Genomic DNA, 17,033 nt, shown 5'->3' with positions numbered 1-17,033 from the left:
TGGAAATCAGCGAAGACGGCTCGTCCGCGAGCTCCACTGGAACGTTGAAAAGAAAACCCAGATATGAGGCGGCGGGGTAGAACGATCCGATTGGCGTCAGCAGATGAATCATCGATCGACCCAATTCCTAATGGAGCAGCATCCTCGGACGTGCTCGCGGCCTCTCATCAAACCTGATGAATGGCAATGGGACGAGCGTGCCGCGGTGTCGTTCAGAAGGAGGCCCTGTGACAAGCCAGCATGAGGGCGGCCAGCAGGACCACGTCAGGTTTTGGTAAGCCAGGCTCCCTATCAGCGCCGCTGGGCCTAACAAGCCTGAACTAAATGCGGAAATGTATGTCCGACGGGAGCACCAATCGCCATGTATAATCGGATCAATGGCTCGTCCTACTTCCAATCCTATCGCCTTGCCGAAACTGATGAGCAAAAGGACGCAGATAGCTTTGCGGATGCGTTCGCCAATATGCGCTTAGCCGAATCTGGCTCGAGTGGTAGTTCATCTTCGGCAACAAGACCGTATTCGCTCGTTTCAACCCCTCCCATAATAGAGTTCAAGGATCGTCAGTCATTCCGAAAAGCCGCGGAGGCCTATTATGGCGACGAAATCAAGTACATCGCCGGCAACCCGCAAGAGTACTCGGACTTCGTGTCCGCTAAGGCAAGTCGAACTGCAGAAATTTCCGAAGACTACGCGTCAACTCGAGATTCCGAGAATGCGCGATACTTCAGCTACCAATTGGGCAACAAGAGTGTCGGACTTCTAAGGATGGAGGGGGGCGACAGCATGACGGAGTTCGACGTCAAAAAGTGGCAGGAGCTATTTCCTGGGCGACCTGGGACTACGTCTACTGTAGATCTTCAGGTCGTTCATCCGCTTGTCGAGAACGCTGGCGATATTCTGCTCGAGCATCAACTTCGAATGGACGGCAAACGGCCGCTGCTCAATTTGCGTCCGGCTAATCCGGAAGCAAGAGCCCGTGCGGCAAAGATGGGGTTCGTCGAGGTTGACGACGACAACATGGTTCTCGACCCAGAGAAGTCAGACAAGTGGGTAAGGAATAGCGACGGCGAATGGCAGCGAAAAGGCACTGCTGCGAGGTATCTTTCCAAAGCTGACGACAGTGAAGGCAGTGATACCGAGATCCCAGCGAGCTCCTCAACATACGATTATGAGGATGATTTTATGTGACATGGGATCATCGGGGATTTGGCCCCATGGAGTAAATCTATCTAGCTTGCTCCGGGTTCCTCTGTGTTTATCGCCATTTCGGCTGAGAGTTCCGCCGAGTTGGCTCAGAATACTGTCCCCAGAGTGCACCTTGGCTTAGCGGTTGCTGATTTGTTTGCGCCTTGGAAATAGGGCCCACTGCGCAAGGCAATTGCTGACAATGCTCGCTGCGGCGAGGATCTGCATGGGGTGCCGCCAAAGTCCGCCCGGCCATCGAGGGGGCCGGGCGTGTTCCGCGCCGAGCACGTTGGACGGCTTGGAGGCAGGCGTCTTCACAGAATGATGCCTACGAAGTAGTAAGGGCGTTGGCACCTGCCGTGAGTCGGTGGGCAGGAAACGCACAGCGAACCGGCGTCCCTATGGACAAGGCTGGCCGGCATGCGTCAACGGACATAACGACGTCGTGAGCACGAGCATCGTGCAAAGCTCTTTCACCAGAAAAGCCTCAACACAAGACGTGAGGCGGTTGTCCTGGGCGAAGCTCCGTTGGCATGGTCACTGCAGTCGGGCTGCGCACAGCCGATCTCTTGCTTTGTCGAGCGCTCTCGGCCAGCTCCGCTCTGCAATGGAATATATAGCCTCGATCCAGACGGAGTTAAGAAGTGCTTAGGCTCGTCGATCGCTTTAGGTGAGCATTACGTTGAACGTCGACCTGCAGAATGAGTCGAGCCGGCGTGCCCTCCGTCCCTCGCAGCGGCAAGTTGTTCTGCACCAATGTAGCCGCCTGGCGATAGTCGGTAAGGCATCCACAAGGCAACAATTGGCCTCTAGCTCGCCTGATTTTAGAGCAAGTAGCGTGTCCGACCGCGAAGAGGTTGATCGGTGGCGAGATCGTCGTCGCATGAGCGTTTAGATCGGACATGAACTCAAGCGCTGCAGGTTGATTGCGTCAGATCCCGACTCGGCCGCCACACGCCTTCAGTGCGGTGTCGATGTACTCGATTAACGCTTGTCCGCCAAAGGGTTTGGCAAGGAAGCCAATCGCCCCGGCGCCCAGCGCTGACGCGCGCACGCGGTCGTTGGGGAAAGCAGTAATGAAAATGAACGGTGCGTCGTAACCACGCGTCCGCATCTCTGCCAACAGCTCCAAGCCGCTCATAGCCGACATCTGCACATCGGTAATGACACAGGATGTCTCGTTCAACTGCGGCGACCGCAAGAGTTCCTCGGCCGACGCAAATATTTGGACGATGTAGCCACGCGATTTCAAAAGGTTCTCTGTCGCCGCACGGACTGAGGCGTCGTCGTCAACGACGGAAATCAAAGGCGTGGACAAGACGAGCCCTCCTGGCGCGGGAATAGTGGCTGCCAAAGCATTAGCCACTTTCGGGGAAAGTGGGCTCGAGTCATGAATTTGTAAAATCATACTTGGGTTTGTTCAGGACGATTGGTGCGAATTCCCAGCGTCTCAGTCATTCTGATCAAGTCGGCCAGCGACCGGGCACGCATCTTTTTCATGACGTGTCCCCGGTAGATCTTGACCGTAATTTCGGCGAGCCCAAGCTCGGCGGCTACTTGCTTGTTCATCAGGCCGGCAGCGACCAGTTTCATCACCGCCTGCTCGCGCGGGCTTAAGGTCTCAAATAGAGACTGCAGGTTCGCGACGGTCTGCTGAGCCTCCCGTCTTTTGCGATCGCGTTCGGTCGCCGCAACCACAGCATCAAGCAGTTCCTGATCGCGAAACGGTTTGCTGAGAAAATCGACCGCTCCTTCCTTCATGGCCCTGACGGTCATGGGAATGTCGCCATGGCCGGTAATAAAAATGATCGGAATATGTATGTTCAACCTAGCCAGCTCGGTCTGGTACTCAAGGCCGCTCAAGCCTGGCAGCCGGACATCAAGAACTAGACAGCTAACAACGTCCGCAATTGTGCTCTGCAGCATTTCGCGGGCCGATCCGAATGCAACGACGTCCAACCCTACCGATTTAAAAAGGTTCGTAAGCGAGCGACGCATGGAGATGTCATCCTCGACGACGAAGACGATCGCCTTTGTCGAGGCCTCGGCATTGCTGCCTTCACTTGGCGAGTCAAAGCGTCCTGTCACGAGACGACCTCCTTATGCAATGGTAGGGCAAACTGGAACGTCGCGCCCGGCCCATGTCTGTGGACCATTGACAGCCGCCCTCCGTGAGCTTCCACGATCGACCGGCAGATCGAAAGACCCATCCCAAGGCCACTCGACTTGGTGGTGAAGAAGGGATCCAAGACACGGTCCGCGTCGTCCTCGGCGACCCCGACGCCGCAATCGGTCACGGCAAGCTGCACCTGCCCCATGTCGTCCATTGATGATTGAATCAGCAGTTCGCGCGTCCGGTCTGTAACAGCGTCCATGGCTTCGATTCCGTTCATCACCAGATTGATGATCACCTGTTGTAGCTGAATCCGGTCGCCGAGGATTGCTGGCAGCGCTGCCGTCAATTCGGTTCGTAACGTCACTCGGTGGCTCACCAGCTCTCGTGTTACCAGCGCAATGACGTCCTTAACGACCTCGTTGATATCGAGCGGCACCATCTCAATCTCGCCTTTCTTCGCGAGTGCGCGAACACGACGGATCACCTCGCTTGCCCGGATTGCGTCTTCGATGATCCACTCCACCGAAGAGCGCGCGGCGGAAAGATCAGGAGCTTCGCGACCCATCCAACCGAGGCAAGCATCGGCGTTGCTGATGATAGCGGCGAGTGGCTGGTTAATTTCGTGAGCGATGGTAGTTGTCAGCTCTCCTAATGTCGTTACACGCGTCACATGCGCAAGCTCCGCCTGTGCCTTTCGTAGTTCTTGTTCGGCTTGATCGGCGCGAATGGTAGCGGTGATGTCAGTGCTGACCCCACGGTAGCCGAGAAAATTGCCGTTTCCATCGAAAAAAGGCTTGCCACTCGTACGGACGTAGATCGGAGAGCCTGTCCGATTCACGGTGCGGTAGACGAGATCCCGAAACGGAAGATGGGCCTCCAACGTCGCCCGATGCTGCCGCCACTTCTCGGGTTCCTGTTCGACGTCGCAAGCAATGTCCCAGCGAAGCAGGCCCATCAATCCTGTCGCCAAAATTCCCGCAGCGCTGGTGTGCTCGGACAAGTGAGTGACCTGATGATCTGGCCCAGTCTCCCAGAGCCAGTCGGAAGCTGTTTCGGCGTAGTCGCGAAAGCGCTGTTCGCTTTCGCGCAGCGCGGCAAGTGTGGTTTCCAGGCGTTCCCTAGCTGCGTGTTGCTCGGTGACATCCATATGTGTTCCGATCAGCTCGCTGACGTTACCATCGCTGCCGACCACCACGTGCGCAACGGAGTGTATGCGCCTTATCCCGTCATCTGGCAAAAGGATACGGAAATCATATTCGAACCGTCCCTCCTTGTGTTCAATCGCCTGGCGCTGCACCTCCTGCAACCGCGGCAAGTCGTCCGGATGGATGCGCGATCGAATGGTCTCTATCGATACCGGTTCTTGTGGGCTAAAGCCAAACAGACGATCGACCTCGGCGGAGCGATACACGAAATCTAGACCGTAGACGTCCCAGGACCAGCTGCCTGTGTGACTGAGATGCTGGGCTTCGGCCAGATATGCTTCGCTGCGGCGCAGCTGCTGTTCTGCTCGCCTCGCCGCCGTAATATCCGTAGCTGCCCCAACAAACTCGATGTCACCAGACGCAGTTCTCGTGGCTCGTGCCTGCGCATGGATGTGCTTCACCGAGCCGTCCGGTAGCAGCAACCGGTATTCGTGCTCGAAATCGCTCGGGTCTCGCATCGCTCGATCGATAATTTCTTTAACCGATGCCCTGTCATCTGGATGAGTGCGCTCAACGATGAGCTGCGGCCCCGGGGCAGTCTGAGGATCTAATTGGAAAATCCGAAATGTTTCCTTTGACCAGAAAGCCTCGCCCGTAGTGGCGTTCCAGCTGAAGCTGCCTGTATGACTCAACTCCTGCGCCTGGGCCAAATGTGCTTCGCTCCGCTGCAGGGCAAGTTCGGTCCGCTTTCGCTCCGTGATATCTTCGCAGGCTATAAGGACAATGGGCTGGTCATCGGCCCAGAGCATGGCTTTGGCGTTTTCACGTACCCACAATACCGAGCCGTCCTTCCTGACTTTCTGGACGTCCCACATGCGCGATTGTCCGATATCCTCAAGGCACGTCCGGACGCATTCGCGAATGAACGCGCGATCCTCCTCAAGAAATACGCCCAGCACGGATTGACCGACCAGTTCAGCACGAGCATAGCCGAGTTGTGTCGCGCCGAACGTATTGACGTTGAGGACAGTGCCCGCTTCATCGACCATGAAGTACATGGCCGGATTGTGCTCGAAGATTGCGCGCCACCGTTTTTCGCGATCCTCCAAATCGGCCGCACTCCGCTGAAGCTTGGCCGTAGCCACACGCGCAGCCTCTCTTTCCTGGCGGAGCTTTCCGATCAGGTGCGTTCCCACAATCGAGGCAATAAAGAATGCAACAACCACCGGAAGATCTTGGGGGTCATCGATTCGCAGGCTGAACGCCGGCGGCGCAAAATAGTAAGCGAGAGCAAAAATGGCTACGATGCAAAGCGCGGACGACGCGATGAAGCTGCCCATCAACGAAAACAGCAATATCACCAACAAATAGGCGAACGCCGTCGCGGCAAAATGCGCCTGAAGGTACAAGCAAGCCAGTGTTACCACGGCCAGCGTTATGCAGCCGAAGGTAAACTGAGGGCCTGAACGTTTAAAACTGCTGATCTGGCTACACATTGTGATACCGTCCGGCCTGTTCTCCGGCGGGAGAGCTATAACATTTTAGGCAAAAATGGGGCAATCCTCGGCACCAAGACCGCTGGTAAGCGGTTCCGAGATCGATTGCTTGCTGCTGTACTGAGCACGCGCCGAGAAAAAACGCATTACAGACATACGTATAGTTGTCCTAAACCTTCCAATATAGCGCAGGCTGACACGCCTGCAATCGAAGCTGAGATGTCTGCTTTCCTCCGCCGCCGAGGGGCTCCGGGCAGGCGCTCGAGGATGCGGCCGAGGACAACCCCTTAAGCCAGCGGTACGAGGACAGCGGCTGCAGGTCAGCCAAGACGTTGAGGCAAAACAATCAGGCCCGCCTCGCCGAACCCGGAAAGAACAGGGACAAACTGCCGGACCACTCATCCTGTCGGCTCGATCGGTCATGTGGAAGAAAGCGCAATGGTCATGTGCTGAGACACGAAGGCGAAGTAACGCGACTGCTATCTATGCGTTCAGGCCATCGCGCGTAGATGCGGAGGACTTGTCTCGAGTGGTTAGCTGGAACCGAGCGCGCACAGTGACGCCTAACCGACAATAGCCGTGTGCGAGCCGCCACGGCTCCGTCGAGGTGCCATCTAATCCATGCTGATCACACCCATCACGTCTGATGAGCGCGCACCTTAACAACGGATCACGAGTTGCGTCAGCAAGATCGCTACCACGTCGTTGGTCAGGCGAGGCAAATGCGGTGACCGCGCACATGGGCATTTGTAGGCGGACCAACAGCTAGGTCCGTCAGGCCGGACGCGTTCTGTCGCAGTCCTGTTAGTGGCTCGGCAAATGTTGCACAAGCGTTCAGATGGTCGGAAGCCCTGACCGCGAAAGACGCGCTTAAAATGACTGTAAGAAAAGCTCCGACTCTTTTGCTCGCGTGCGGCATCGTTTCAGGGGCGGCTGCCGGGGCGCAACGCGGAGCAAGGCGCTGCGCTGGAGATCGCGCGAGAAAGTTCCGACTCGTGTCAAGTCGGTTGTGCCGCTTCGAATTACGAGAGATGTGGCTGCGCTTGCATTCGAGGCGTCTTCGAATGGCGGCGGTTAAGATTCGGGACCTACCTCATTGTGCTTGTAGTGTCGATATTGGTGGAGACGGTGGGCTCGTTGAGCCGAGCCTGTAGCGTCGCGTGCTCGAGCTCGTCTTCCCACCAGGATACGAACACGGCGGCGATGCCATTGCCGGTGATGTTGGTAAGGGCGCGCACCTCGCTCATGAACTTGTCGATCGAAAACACGATTGCCATGCCCGGTACCAGCGCTGGGTTGACCACCGACAACGTTGCAGCGAGCGTGATGAAGCCGGCGCCGGTGACGCCGCTTGCTCCCTTGGACGTTAGCATTGCCACGAGCAGGATCGTGAGCTGCTGGCCAAAGGTGAGATCGACCCCGAGTGCCTGGGCAATGAACAATGTCGCAAGTGTCATATAGATATTGGTGCCGTCGAGGTTAAAGGAGTAGCCAGTTGGCACCACGAGTCCGACCACGGGCTTGGAGCAGCCCAGCCGCTCGAGCTTCTCCATCAATTGCGGCAGCGCGCTTTCAGAGGACGAAGTGCCGAGCACGATCAGAATCTCGTCCTTGATATAGACAATGAACTTGAAGATTGAAAAGCCGACGAGGCGCGCGATCAAACCGAGCACCACCACCACAAACAGCGCCGCCGTCGCGTAAAACAGCGCGATCAGACCGATCAAATTGCCGAGTGCTGCCGGCCCGAACTTGCCGATCGTGAAGGCCATGGCGCCGAAGGCGCCGATCGGGGCCGCTTTCATGATGATAGCGATTACGCCGAACACCGCGTGCGCCACGTCGTCAATCATGCCGCGCAGCCGCTCACCACGCTTTCCCAGCGCCATCAGCGCAAAGCCGAATAGGATCGCGAACAGGAGAACCTGCAGAACATCGCCGCGAGCGAAGGCGCCGACCACGGTATCGGGAATGATGTTGAGAAAGAAATCAACGGTCTTCGAGGCTTCCGCCTGCTTGACGTAATTGGCGACCGCCGCAGCATCCGGCTTGACCGCAAGGCCATGGCCGATTTGGACCAGATTGCCCATAACAAGGCCCAACAGCAAGGCAAAACTGGAGACGATCTCGAAATAGACCAGCGCCTTGACGCCGACGCGCCCGACTTTCTTCGCATCTTGAATATGCGCGATACCAGACGTGACGGTGCAGAAAATAATCGGCGCGATCACCATCTTGATGAGCTTGATAAACCCGTCACCGAGCGCCTTGACCCAGTCGTTGGTCGCGACGGACGGCCATAGGCAGCCGACCATGGCGCCAATCAAGATCGCGATCAGCACCTGGACGTAGAGAATCTTATACCAAGCTTGCGACGCGCGCGCGGGCGCCGCAGTTGCCATGGTGGTCATGACGCTTCCTTCCCGAATATACTCGAATGTGAGCCGCCGCGTCGGTGAGAGGCGACAGCGTCATACGAGACTCATCATTTTAGCCGTGTCCGATTGAAGACGGTTCCGAGAGCCGGCGCGCCGTTCCAAAGGCAGGCGTTCAGTTACGTTATCCTTTCTCGCTAAGCAAGATATGCACCAGATGCCCAAGCTGCGGTGGACTAAGCAGTCGCGGACAAGCCGTCGTCTCCGGGTGGTTTGAGTACTCGGACCACGTTCGCAAGATCGAACAAGAAGTTGCAGCGTGACTCGTATTTTGATCGGCTGCGCGCATTAGCGGAGTCACGTCTCGGCCTGGAAACCCTAGCGTGATCGATATGCGCCGACTGCTGAGATGGATGCAACAGTACGTGACATCAGTAAAATTGATAGTTTGGATTATAGGCATCCACGCGATGGAAGCCTGGTTTAGGAACTCGATTGCGCGAAAAAAAGTTTTGATGGATGATTGTCGCTAGCGGCAAAGCTCGTTCGTGCACGGGGCATTTGCCTCCAGGCCTGTGCTAACGATGCGCATTAGGCAGGTTGGTCGAGAGGCCGCCTTCGCTCTCGGCCCCTCGCGCCTTTTGTCGCGTCGCAGAAGCAGCGTGACGATGATTTCTCAGCTAGATCGTTCGCGTTGCTGCTAAACGGCAGGCTTCCTGCAATCCGTTCCATTTGCCGGCGCGGCGAGTGCGGCGTTTGAGCCGTCGGCAAACCCAACAGGCATCTCTCGGGGCGTCAAATTCTCCGTCTCGTTACGCGGCGTGTCCTGTCTGCTCGGGAACAAAAATGCCAGGAATCGGACAGAGCGTTAGGTCCACTCCACAGTGACGTCTACGTCTATGCGAATTTCTCTTACGTTGAGCATAGAGCGCGCCACAGTTCGCACGCGGCACAGGAATTGCTGATGACGAACGAGGGGCTGCCGCCGTCAGATGGATCGAAGCGGCCCTGTCACAGGAGTTGCCGATGAGGCGTGCGATGCTGCTCTTGCTCGCAGAAACGACGCGCGTGAATGTAGCGGCCGCCACGAAGCGCCGCGCAACCAAAGGGCTATCCGCGCCACATCGCTGGGCGAGCCGGACGTGCAGGCGATCAACGTGCCGATACGGCGACCTGCTCTCACTGTTGGGCTGACGCACATGGAGGTCTTTTCGGCAGAGATTTCGCAATCCGTTGCGCTCACGATCGAGCTCGCCAGCGTGACGACCGTAATCCTCCTCGTGATTGGTGTGCCCCTCGCTTGGTGGCTAGCGCGCTCAAAGACTCTTTTGAGCGAGGCGGTGGCGACGATGATCGCCCTGCCGCTGGTGCTACCGCCGACAGCTCTCGGTTTTTGCGTACTCGTGTTGCTCGGCCCCAACGGACCGGGTGGCGTTCTCGCCTCTTTCTGGGGCGAGCGCACGCTCGCTTTTACCTTCGCAGGAATCGTGGTCGGATCGGTTCTCTCGGCGCTGCCGTTGGTGGTGCAGCCGATCCGTAACGCCTTTGTCGCGATAGGCGATCGCCCGTTGGAAACTTCGCCGCCCGTTTCGCCGTTGTATGCCTTCATTACCATCAGCGCGCCGCTGGCGCGACTGGAGTGTGTTAAAGCGGCCGTGGTTGGCTTTTCTCATACGATCGGCACATTCGGCGCCGTGATGATGATCGGCGGCAACATTCCTGGGCGCACCAAGGTGTTGTCAGCCTACGTCGTAGAGTACGTCCAAGCATCGCGCTGGCGCGAGGCGAGTGTGGTTGCCGGCGGTATGTTGATGTTCGCTTTTGCGGCGATCTTCACCTTAGCCCTCATCGACAGACACTGTGCCAGGAGAGGCACATGAGCGCAAGCGCACCGGGCCGGGTAGAACCGTCTTAGGCCTACCGGCCAGAGATATCCGATCACGACCGAGCAGCAGTATTGCAAGCCGATCATCCATCCTTGCGAGGCTACAATGAACAAGCTTGTTATGGCCGCGGCGGCTGCTGGAATCGGCTTCAATTCAGCGCACTCCGCGCCTCTGCCCGAAGCGACGGCCGATGACGTCGGCGTTTCTCAGCAGCGCCTCGCCAAGCTAGACGAGTTCTTCGCTCGCGAGATCGCGAGTAAACGCGTGCCGGGCGCGGTGGTTGCAATCGCCAAAGACGGCAAGCTGATTCACCACAAGGCGTACGGGCAACTCGATCCTGCAAAAGGAAGGTCGATGCGGCTCGATGCGATGTTCGCGCTTGCGTCTATGACCAAACCGATGGTGGCCGTTGCGGGGCTTATCCTCATGGAGCAAGGTCGCCTGCCTCTACAGGCGAGGCTTACGGATTACTACCCAGAATTCGCAAACATGAAGGTGGGAGTGCCACAGCATGACGGCTCATTAGAATTGCAAACGCAGAGGTCTCCGATCTACATCCACGATCTATATCGCCACACATCCGGGCTCACCTATGGCGCGGCCCCCGACAGCTCAGACCAAGTGGCGCGTCTCTATCCTGATTTCGCCGCTCCGCCACTAAGGGGCGATAAGCAGGCGTTCATCGAAGCCATTACCAAGCTGCCGCTCGCGCACCAGCCGGGGACGGAATTCGAATACGGCTTCTCGACTGATGTGCTGGGAGCTGTCGTGGAACAGGTCAGCGAACAGCGATTGGGCGACTATCTTGCCAGCAACCTGTGGAGGCCTATCGAAATGCAGGATGCCACTTTCCATTTGTCGGAATCGCAACGCGAGCGCCTCGCGCATCCATTTCCAGACGACCCGCTGACGGGAAAACCACAAGACATCGAGCTCCTCGAAAGTTCGACGAAGTTTGACTGCGGGGGAGCCTGCGCATTTGCGACAGTCGGTGACTACGTGCGCTTTGGACAAATGCTGCTCAATGGCGGGGAGCTCGATGGGCAGCGCATTCTCGGTCCGAAGACGGTGCGCCACATGATCTCCAACCACCTCGGGCCAGAGATCAAAAATAAGGTCGCCAATGTGGAGGCGCACCGTGCCGGCTTCGGCTTCGGGCTCGGAGTGGCTGTACGCATAAACGAGGGTCTCTCGGCGGTTCCGGGCAATCCAGGTGAGTTCGCCTGGACCGGCGCCTACGGGACACAATTTTTCTGCGACCCAAAGGAGCGCCTCGTCGTGGTGGTCGGAACGGCAGCGCCCGGAGAAATCCGGAAGTATTACCGCGAACAAATCCAGTATATCGTCTATGCTGCAATAATCCGATAATTCGCTTTCCATCGAAAGGCTCGATGAACCGTTTGGGGTAGCAGGCAGACAGTGTTGCTGCTACGCATCGACGTCGACTGAAAGTCGGCGCCGTCGACTGCTATCCGCGTCGGCCGGATCGACCTGTGCTTCAAAAACGAGATCGCCTCCGCCATCGCGAAGAAGCTCTTGCAAGCGGGTTTGGTGTTGCGATGCGCCAAGACGATCGCGCCTTGCTATCGATCGGCTCGCGCGATGAACGCTCCTGTGATAGCTCCGAACGTCCAGGCTCTCGCCCACGATCCTGTAGCGATGCCGTGCGGCGAGCCGCTTTTAATCAAAGGCAGATCGGATCAATCAGTCCTAAAACGCGAAGCAGCGTGCGCATCGCGGCTCAATCCATTGCGGCTTCTCTTCGAAGCTCGACCGCCGCTTTGGTACGGGCTGCTTGCGCACTTGCGACTATGAGCGGCTTTAACACCCCATTGGTCAGCAATCGGCAAGTCTGATTAAGACCGGGGGGCAGTGCGGTGCCCGTCAGCACCAATTCTATTCAACAATCGGCATGACACGTGAGTGTCGCGGTCGTGCAAGAGCTAGTATGACGTAGTCGCCGTGCAGTGGTGAACCATCGTGCTGCTCTGTTGAAGTGCTCACATCGACGTCCAAAACCGGACACCATTAGCATGACAGATCATTGGCGCAGCTTCTGGCTCGCTGGCTGGTTTCGACGATCCGCAAATCTCGAAGCGCTGGCTTGATATCTGTCTAGGGTTTCGCTTCGGTGGCCTGTTTCTTGCTGAACGTCAGCCATTCGTTAGGGCCGACGACAACTCACATGGAAGGCTTCATGGATGGTGCAACGGAAACGTTCTACAGCGTGATCAGACGTCAGGGTATCACGCGTCGTAGTTTCCACAAATTCTGCAGTTTGACTGCCGCGAGCTTGGGACTTAGTCCGCTCGCCGCAAGCAGTATTGCCAACGCCCTGGAGACCAAACCGCGTGTGCCCGTCATCTGGCTGCACGGGCTCGAGTGTACCTGCTGCTCGGAGAGCTTTATCCGCTCGGCCCATCCCTTGATCAAGGACGCGCTGCTGTCGATGATTTCGCTCGACTATGACGATACGATCATGGCGGCGGCAGGACATCAGGCCGAGGCCATCCTGGAGGAAACTCGTGCCAAGTACAAAGGCAGGTATGTGCTCGCCGTCGAAGGCAATCCGCCGCTGAAGGAGGATGGCATGTTCTGCATTGACGGCGGCAAGCCGTTCGTTGAAAAGCTCAGGTCGATGGCGGAAGAGTCCATGGCGATCATCGCTTGGGGCACGTGTGCGTCCTGGGGATGCGTGCAGGCGGCCAAGCCCAATCCGACTGGCGCGGCGCCGATCGATAAGGTGATCACCAACAAGCCGATCATCAAGGTGCCCGGGTGCCCGCCTATCGCAGAGGTCATGAGTGGCCTCGTGACTTTCATCACCACATTCGGAAAGCTTCCTGAGCTCGATCGCCAAGGGCGTCCAAGGATGTTTTATTCCGAGCGCATTCACGACAAGTGCTATCGGCGTTCCCATTTCGACGCTGGCCAATTCGTCGAAGAGTGGGACGATAAGTACGCACGCAAGGGCTATTGCCTGTACAAGATGGGCTGCAAGGGGCCAACCACCTACAATGCCTGTTCGGCCCTTCGGTGGAACGGCGGCGTTTCATTTCCGATTCAATCCGGCCACGGCTGCTTCGGCTGCTCCGAAGACGGCTTCTGGGATAAAGGGTCATTTTACGACCGACTCACAACCATCAAGCAGTTCGGTATCGAAGAGAACGCCGACCAGATCGGCATGGCCGCTGCCGGCGTGGTTGGGCTAACCGTCGCTGCCCATGCGGCGGTCACCGCCGTGAAGCGGTTGACGCACAAGCCGGTTCGCGCAGCCCACAAAAGCAAACCGAGTTGAGGAGGGGGCGACCGTGGCCGTCCAGACACCGAATGGGTTCAATCTCGATCGTTCCGGCAGGCGAATTGTCATCGATCCGCTGACGCGGATCGAAGGTCACCTGCGCGTCGAAGCCAATCTCGATTCCGAAAATGTGATCCGCAATGCGGTCTCAAGCGGGACGATGTGGCGTGGCATCGAAGTGATCCTGCGCGGGCGCGATCCGCGCGACGCCTGGGCGTTCACCGAGCGGATTTGCGGGGTCTGCACCGGCACCCATGCGCTCACCTCCGTGCGCGCGGTTGAAAATGCACTAGGAATTGCGATTCCGGAGAATGCCAATTCGATCCGCAACATCATGCAGCTGTGCCTGCTCGTGCATGATCACCTCGTACATTTCTATCACCTGCACGCGCTGGATTGGGTCGACGTGGTCTCCGCGCTCAAGGCCGATCCCAAGTCGACCTCCGCGCTCGCGCAGTCTATCTCGCCCTGGCCGCTGTCTTCTCCTGGCTATTTTAAGGATTTGCAGATCCGGCTCACCAAATTCTTCGGATCAGGGCAACTCGGTCCGTTCAAGAATGGCTATTGGGGGCATCCGGCCTACAAGCTGCCACCGGAAGCGAACCTGATGGCTGTAGCGCATTATCTCGAAGCGCTCGACTTCCAGAAGGAGATCGTCAAGATCCAAGCTATCTATGGTGGCAAGAACCCGCACCCGAACTGGCTGGTCGGGGGCGTGCCCTGCGCGATCAACATCGACGGAACTGGTGCGGTGGGTGCGATCAATATGGAGCGACTGAACATCGTGTCCTCGATCATCGACCGTTCGATCGAGTTTGTCGAGCAGGTCTACCTGCCCGACATGGCCGCGATCTGCTCGTTCTATAAGGACTGGCTCCATGGCGGCGGACTTTCGAGCAAAAACGTGATGTCCTATGGCGACATCCCCGAAAACGCCAATGACTGTTCCGCGAAAAGTCTCAAGCTGCCGCGCGGGGTCATTCTTGAAGGCAAGCTCAAGGAGATACTGCCGATCGACCATGGTGATCCCGAGCAGATCCAGGAATTCGTCGCGCATTCATGGTATAAATACCCCAGCGATTGCTGTGGACTGCATCCGTGGGACGGTGTCACCGAGCCGAGTTTTGAACTTGGGCCAAAACTCAAAGGCAGCAAGACAGATATCAAGGAGCTCGACGAAGGCGGCAAGTACTCCTGGATCAAAGCGCCGCGCTGGCGTGGCCACGCCGTCGAGGTCGGGCCGTTGGCGCGATACATCATCGGTTATGCGCAAGGCAAAGCCGAGTTCAAGGAGCCGGCCGAGAGACTGCTCAAGGGGCTCAATCTTCCCCTGACTGCGCTGTTCTCGACGCTTGGCCGTACTGCGGCGCGGGCGCTCGAATGCCAGTGGGCGGCGCATCAGATGCGTTATTTCCAGGATAAGCTGGTAATCCACATCAAGGCAGGAAGTACGGCAACTGCCAATGTCAGCAGGTGGAAGCCGGAAAGCTGGCGCAAGGAGGCCAAGGGCTACGGGTTCACTGAGGCGCCGCGCGGTGCACTCGGGCACTGGATCAAGATCAAGGACGCCAAGATCGACAATTATCAATGTGTCGTGCCGACGACGTGGAACGGATCTCCTCGCGATCCCAAGGGCAATATTGGCGCTTTTGAGGCCTCCCTGATCGGTACCCCGATGGCCGATCCGCAGCGGCCTCTGGAGATCTTGCGCACCATCCATTCCTTTGATCCGTGCTTGGCTTGCTCGACCCACGTGATGAGTCCTGACGGCCAAGAAATGGCTTCAGTCAATGTTCGTTAGGGACATGCTGGACAAGGCTGCGCAGCTCCTTGCCGCCGTCGATGCGGCTCCGACTGAACGCAGCATCGGCGGTGGCGTCGCCTACGCGCCGGTGCGACTGTGGCATTGGGTCAATGCGGCGGCCATTGTGATACTGAGTTTAACCGGCTATCTCATTGGAACCGGGACACCGGAGATGTCGGGAGAGGCAAGCGGAAATTTCCTGTTCGGCTATCTCCGCTTTGCTCATTTCTCGGCGGGATATGTGCTCAGCGTCGGCTTTCTTCTGCGCATCTACTGGGCGTTAATGGGAAACGCGCATGCCATGCAGATCTTTTGCGTTCCGCTCTGGCGCAGGTGCTTTTGGCGCGAGGTGTACCGCGAGATTCGTTGGTATGCGTTCATTACAGTTGAGCCCGAGAGGCGCGTCGGACACAACCGTCTTGCTCAGCTCGCAATGTTCTTCATGTTTACGCAGACGATCACGTTCATGGTCGCCACAGGCTTTGCACTTTATGGGCAAGGTGCCGGTACTGACAGCTGGCAGTACAAGCTGTTCGGCTGGGTGTTTTCAATCTGGCCGAATAGTCAGGACGTCCATACCTGGCATCATCTCGGCCTGTGGATGATCGTGATCTTCGCGCTGGTCCACGTCTACGCCGTGATCCGGGAATACATCATGTCGGGCCGCAGCATCTCTTCTATCATGTCGGGTGAGCGCGGGTTTCGCGATTGACTGGGAAGCTGATGCTGAAGCCGGCAAAAAAGAAACGGATCCTGGTGCTCGGCATCGGCAATATCCTGTGGGCCGATGAGGGATTCGGCGTGCGGGCGGTCGAGGAGTTTCATCGCCGCTACGCCATCGATGACAACGTCACCGTCCTCGATGGCGGCACACAGGGGCTCTACCTCGTAAGTTTTCTTGAGCAGGCCGATTGCCTGATCGTGTTCGATGCCATCGACTATGGATTGCTGCCCGGGCAGTTGAAGCTTGTGCGAGATGACGAAGTGCCAAAATTTACCGCTGCCAAGAAGTTGAGCCTGCATCAGACCGGCTTTCAGGACGTCTTGAGTGCGGCCGACCTACTTGGTCGCTGCCCGCGAGAGCTCGCTCTCATCGGCTGTCAGCCGCTGGACCTGGAGCATTGGGGCGGTCCGCTGACCGCCCCGGTGCGCTTTCAGATTGCGCCTGCGATTGAACTGGCTTGCAAACTCCTGGCGCAGTGGGACTCGCCGGCAAAACCGCGGACCGCGCCGCTGCCTGCATCAGAACGGCTGTTGGCGAACAATATCGACCATGCAAATTATGAGATGAGGGCGCGTCCGGTCTAGCGGCCCGCGACTGACCATGTGCCTTGGCTTGCCAATGACGATTGTCGAAACCGACGGCATCACGGCGCTGTGCGAGTATGGCAATGAACAGCGGAGCGTCTCGGTCATGCTGCTCTCCGACGCGTCGGTCGGCGCCAAGGTGCTCGTTCATATCGACACCGCGGTGCGGCTTTTGGACGAAAATGAAGCAAGGCTGATCTCGGAAGCACTTGACGGGCTTGAGGCCAGCCTCAACGGCCAAGACTGCGATCGCTTCTTTGCGGACTTGATCGATCATGAGCCGCAATTGCCGGAGCACCTACGCTAGCAGTTCCGCTCGCCGGTTGCGCCGACTAGGCTTGCTCACAAATCGAATTCCAGTCGCACGTAACCTTTGCATGGAAAATGTCGCTTCGAGCCGTTGGTTCGAGCGGGAG

12 protein-coding genes are annotated in these 17,033 nt (G+C 57.7%); 8 read left to right on the top strand and 4 right to left on the bottom strand.

Translation table 11 applies throughout. From position 1 onward, the window contains the following. The first annotated feature begins 361 nt into the window (after positions 1-361). A complete protein-coding gene (locus tag P6U29_RS36095) occupies positions 362-1,189 on the top strand; it encodes an Effector protein NopP (protein ID WP_407114913.1) in 828 nt (275 codons plus the stop codon). Positions 1,190-2,117: 928 nt separating this feature from the next. Here the strand turns inward: P6U29_RS36095 and P6U29_RS36090 are convergent. The 4 genes from P6U29_RS36090 to dctA form a co-directional block, all read right to left on the bottom strand. Beyond that, positions 2,118-2,504 carry a response regulator transcription factor gene (locus P6U29_RS36090; RefSeq protein WP_407114912.1) on the bottom strand — a complete coding sequence of 129 codons (387 nt, stop codon included), beginning with the start codon at positions 2,502-2,504 and terminating at the stop codon, positions 2,118-2,120. An 86-nt stretch (positions 2,505-2,590) separates the two neighbouring features. Next, positions 2,591-3,274 (bottom strand): response regulator transcription factor, encoded by a 684-nt coding sequence (locus P6U29_RS36085; RefSeq protein ID WP_249759750.1) that lies wholly within the window; start codon positions 3,272-3,274, stop codon positions 2,591-2,593. After that, on the bottom strand, positions 3,271-5,943 hold the full coding sequence (locus tag P6U29_RS36080; protein ID WP_407114911.1) for a PAS domain S-box protein: 2,673 nt from the start codon (positions 5,941-5,943) through the stop codon (positions 3,271-3,273). Before P6U29_RS36080 ends, P6U29_RS36085 begins: the two co-directional genes overlap by 4 nt. 1,088 nt (positions 5,944-7,031) lie before the next feature. Further along, positions 7,032-8,354, bottom strand: coding sequence for a C4-dicarboxylate transporter DctA (dctA, locus tag P6U29_RS36075; protein ID WP_407114910.1), 1,323 nt, complete (start codon positions 8,352-8,354; stop codon positions 7,032-7,034). Positions 8,355-9,517: 1,163 nt separating this feature from the next. Here dctA and P6U29_RS36070 point away from each other — a divergent pair. The 7 genes from P6U29_RS36070 to P6U29_RS36040 all read left to right on the top strand — a co-directional run bounded on the left by P6U29_RS36070 (position 9,518) and on the right by P6U29_RS36040 (position 16,924). Continuing rightward, on the top strand, positions 9,518-10,198 hold the full coding sequence (locus P6U29_RS36070) for a molybdate ABC transporter permease subunit (RefSeq protein ID WP_407119526.1): 681 nt from the start codon (positions 9,518-9,520) through the stop codon (positions 10,196-10,198). Between the two features lie 111 nt (positions 10,199-10,309). Further along, a complete protein-coding gene (locus P6U29_RS36065) occupies positions 10,310-11,572 on the top strand; it encodes a serine hydrolase domain-containing protein (RefSeq protein ID WP_407114909.1) in 1,263 nt (420 codons plus the stop codon). An 829-nt stretch (positions 11,573-12,401) separates the two neighbouring features. Then, the gene (locus tag P6U29_RS36060) at positions 12,402-13,502 is read left to right on the top strand and encodes a hydrogenase small subunit (RefSeq protein ID WP_407119525.1); all 1,101 of its coding nucleotides are present in this window, start codon (positions 12,402-12,404) and stop codon (positions 13,500-13,502) included. 13 nt (positions 13,503-13,515) lie between these two features. After that, complete coding sequence (locus tag P6U29_RS36055) at positions 13,516-15,306, top strand: nickel-dependent hydrogenase large subunit (RefSeq protein WP_407114908.1); 1,791 nt, start codon at positions 13,516-13,518, stop codon at positions 15,304-15,306. A 4-nt stretch (positions 15,307-15,310) separates the two neighbouring features. Further along, positions 15,311-16,021 (top strand): Ni/Fe-hydrogenase, b-type cytochrome subunit, encoded by a 711-nt coding sequence (gene cybH, locus P6U29_RS36050; RefSeq protein WP_407114907.1) that lies wholly within the window; start codon positions 15,311-15,313, stop codon positions 16,019-16,021. 11 nt (positions 16,022-16,032) lie between these two features. After that, positions 16,033-16,617 carry a HyaD/HybD family hydrogenase maturation endopeptidase gene (locus P6U29_RS36045; protein ID WP_407114906.1) on the top strand — a complete coding sequence of 195 codons (585 nt, stop codon included), beginning with the start codon at positions 16,033-16,035 and terminating at the stop codon, positions 16,615-16,617. 16 nt (positions 16,618-16,633) lie between these two features. Next, entirely contained in the window at positions 16,634-16,924 is a 291-nt protein-coding gene (locus P6U29_RS36040) for a HypC/HybG/HupF family hydrogenase formation chaperone (RefSeq protein ID WP_407114905.1), read from the top strand. The last annotated feature ends 109 nt before the right edge of the window (positions 16,925-17,033 follow it).

The sequence above is a fragment of the Bradyrhizobium sp. LMG 9283 genome (genome assembly GCF_045571415.1).
Classification (GTDB): Bacteria; Pseudomonadota; Alphaproteobacteria; order Rhizobiales; family Xanthobacteraceae; genus Bradyrhizobium.
The sequence above is the reverse complement of the archived record's forward strand: the minus strand, read 5'-3'. Positions and strand labels throughout refer to the sequence as shown.

Excerpts from the sequence above, each read along its gene's own strand:
- dctA (WP_407114910.1), bottom strand. The coding sequence starts at position 8,354 with ATGACCACCATGGCAACTGCGGCGCCCGCGCGCGCGTCGCAAGCTTGG.
- P6U29_RS36065 (WP_407114909.1), top strand. The coding sequence starts at position 10,310 with ATGAACAAGCTTGTTATGGCCGCGGCGGCTGCTGGAATCGGCTTCAAT.
- P6U29_RS36045 (WP_407114906.1), top strand. The coding sequence starts at position 16,033 with ATGCTGAAGCCGGCAAAAAAGAAACGGATCCTGGTGCTCGGCATCGGC.
- P6U29_RS36040 (WP_407114905.1), top strand. The coding sequence starts at position 16,634 with ATGTGCCTTGGCTTGCCAATGACGATTGTCGAAACCGACGGCATCACG.
- cybH (WP_407114907.1), top strand. The coding sequence starts at position 15,311 with ATGCTGGACAAGGCTGCGCAGCTCCTTGCCGCCGTCGATGCGGCTCCG.
- P6U29_RS36080 (WP_407114911.1), bottom strand. The coding sequence starts at position 5,943 with ATGTGTAGCCAGATCAGCAGTTTTAAACGTTCAGGCCCTCAGTTTACC.
- P6U29_RS36060 (WP_407119525.1), top strand. The coding sequence starts at position 12,402 with ATGGATGGTGCAACGGAAACGTTCTACAGCGTGATCAGACGTCAGGGT.
- P6U29_RS36070 (WP_407119526.1), top strand. The coding sequence starts at position 9,518 with ATGGAGGTCTTTTCGGCAGAGATTTCGCAATCCGTTGCGCTCACGATC.
- P6U29_RS36095 (WP_407114913.1), top strand. The coding sequence starts at position 362 with ATGTATAATCGGATCAATGGCTCGTCCTACTTCCAATCCTATCGCCTT.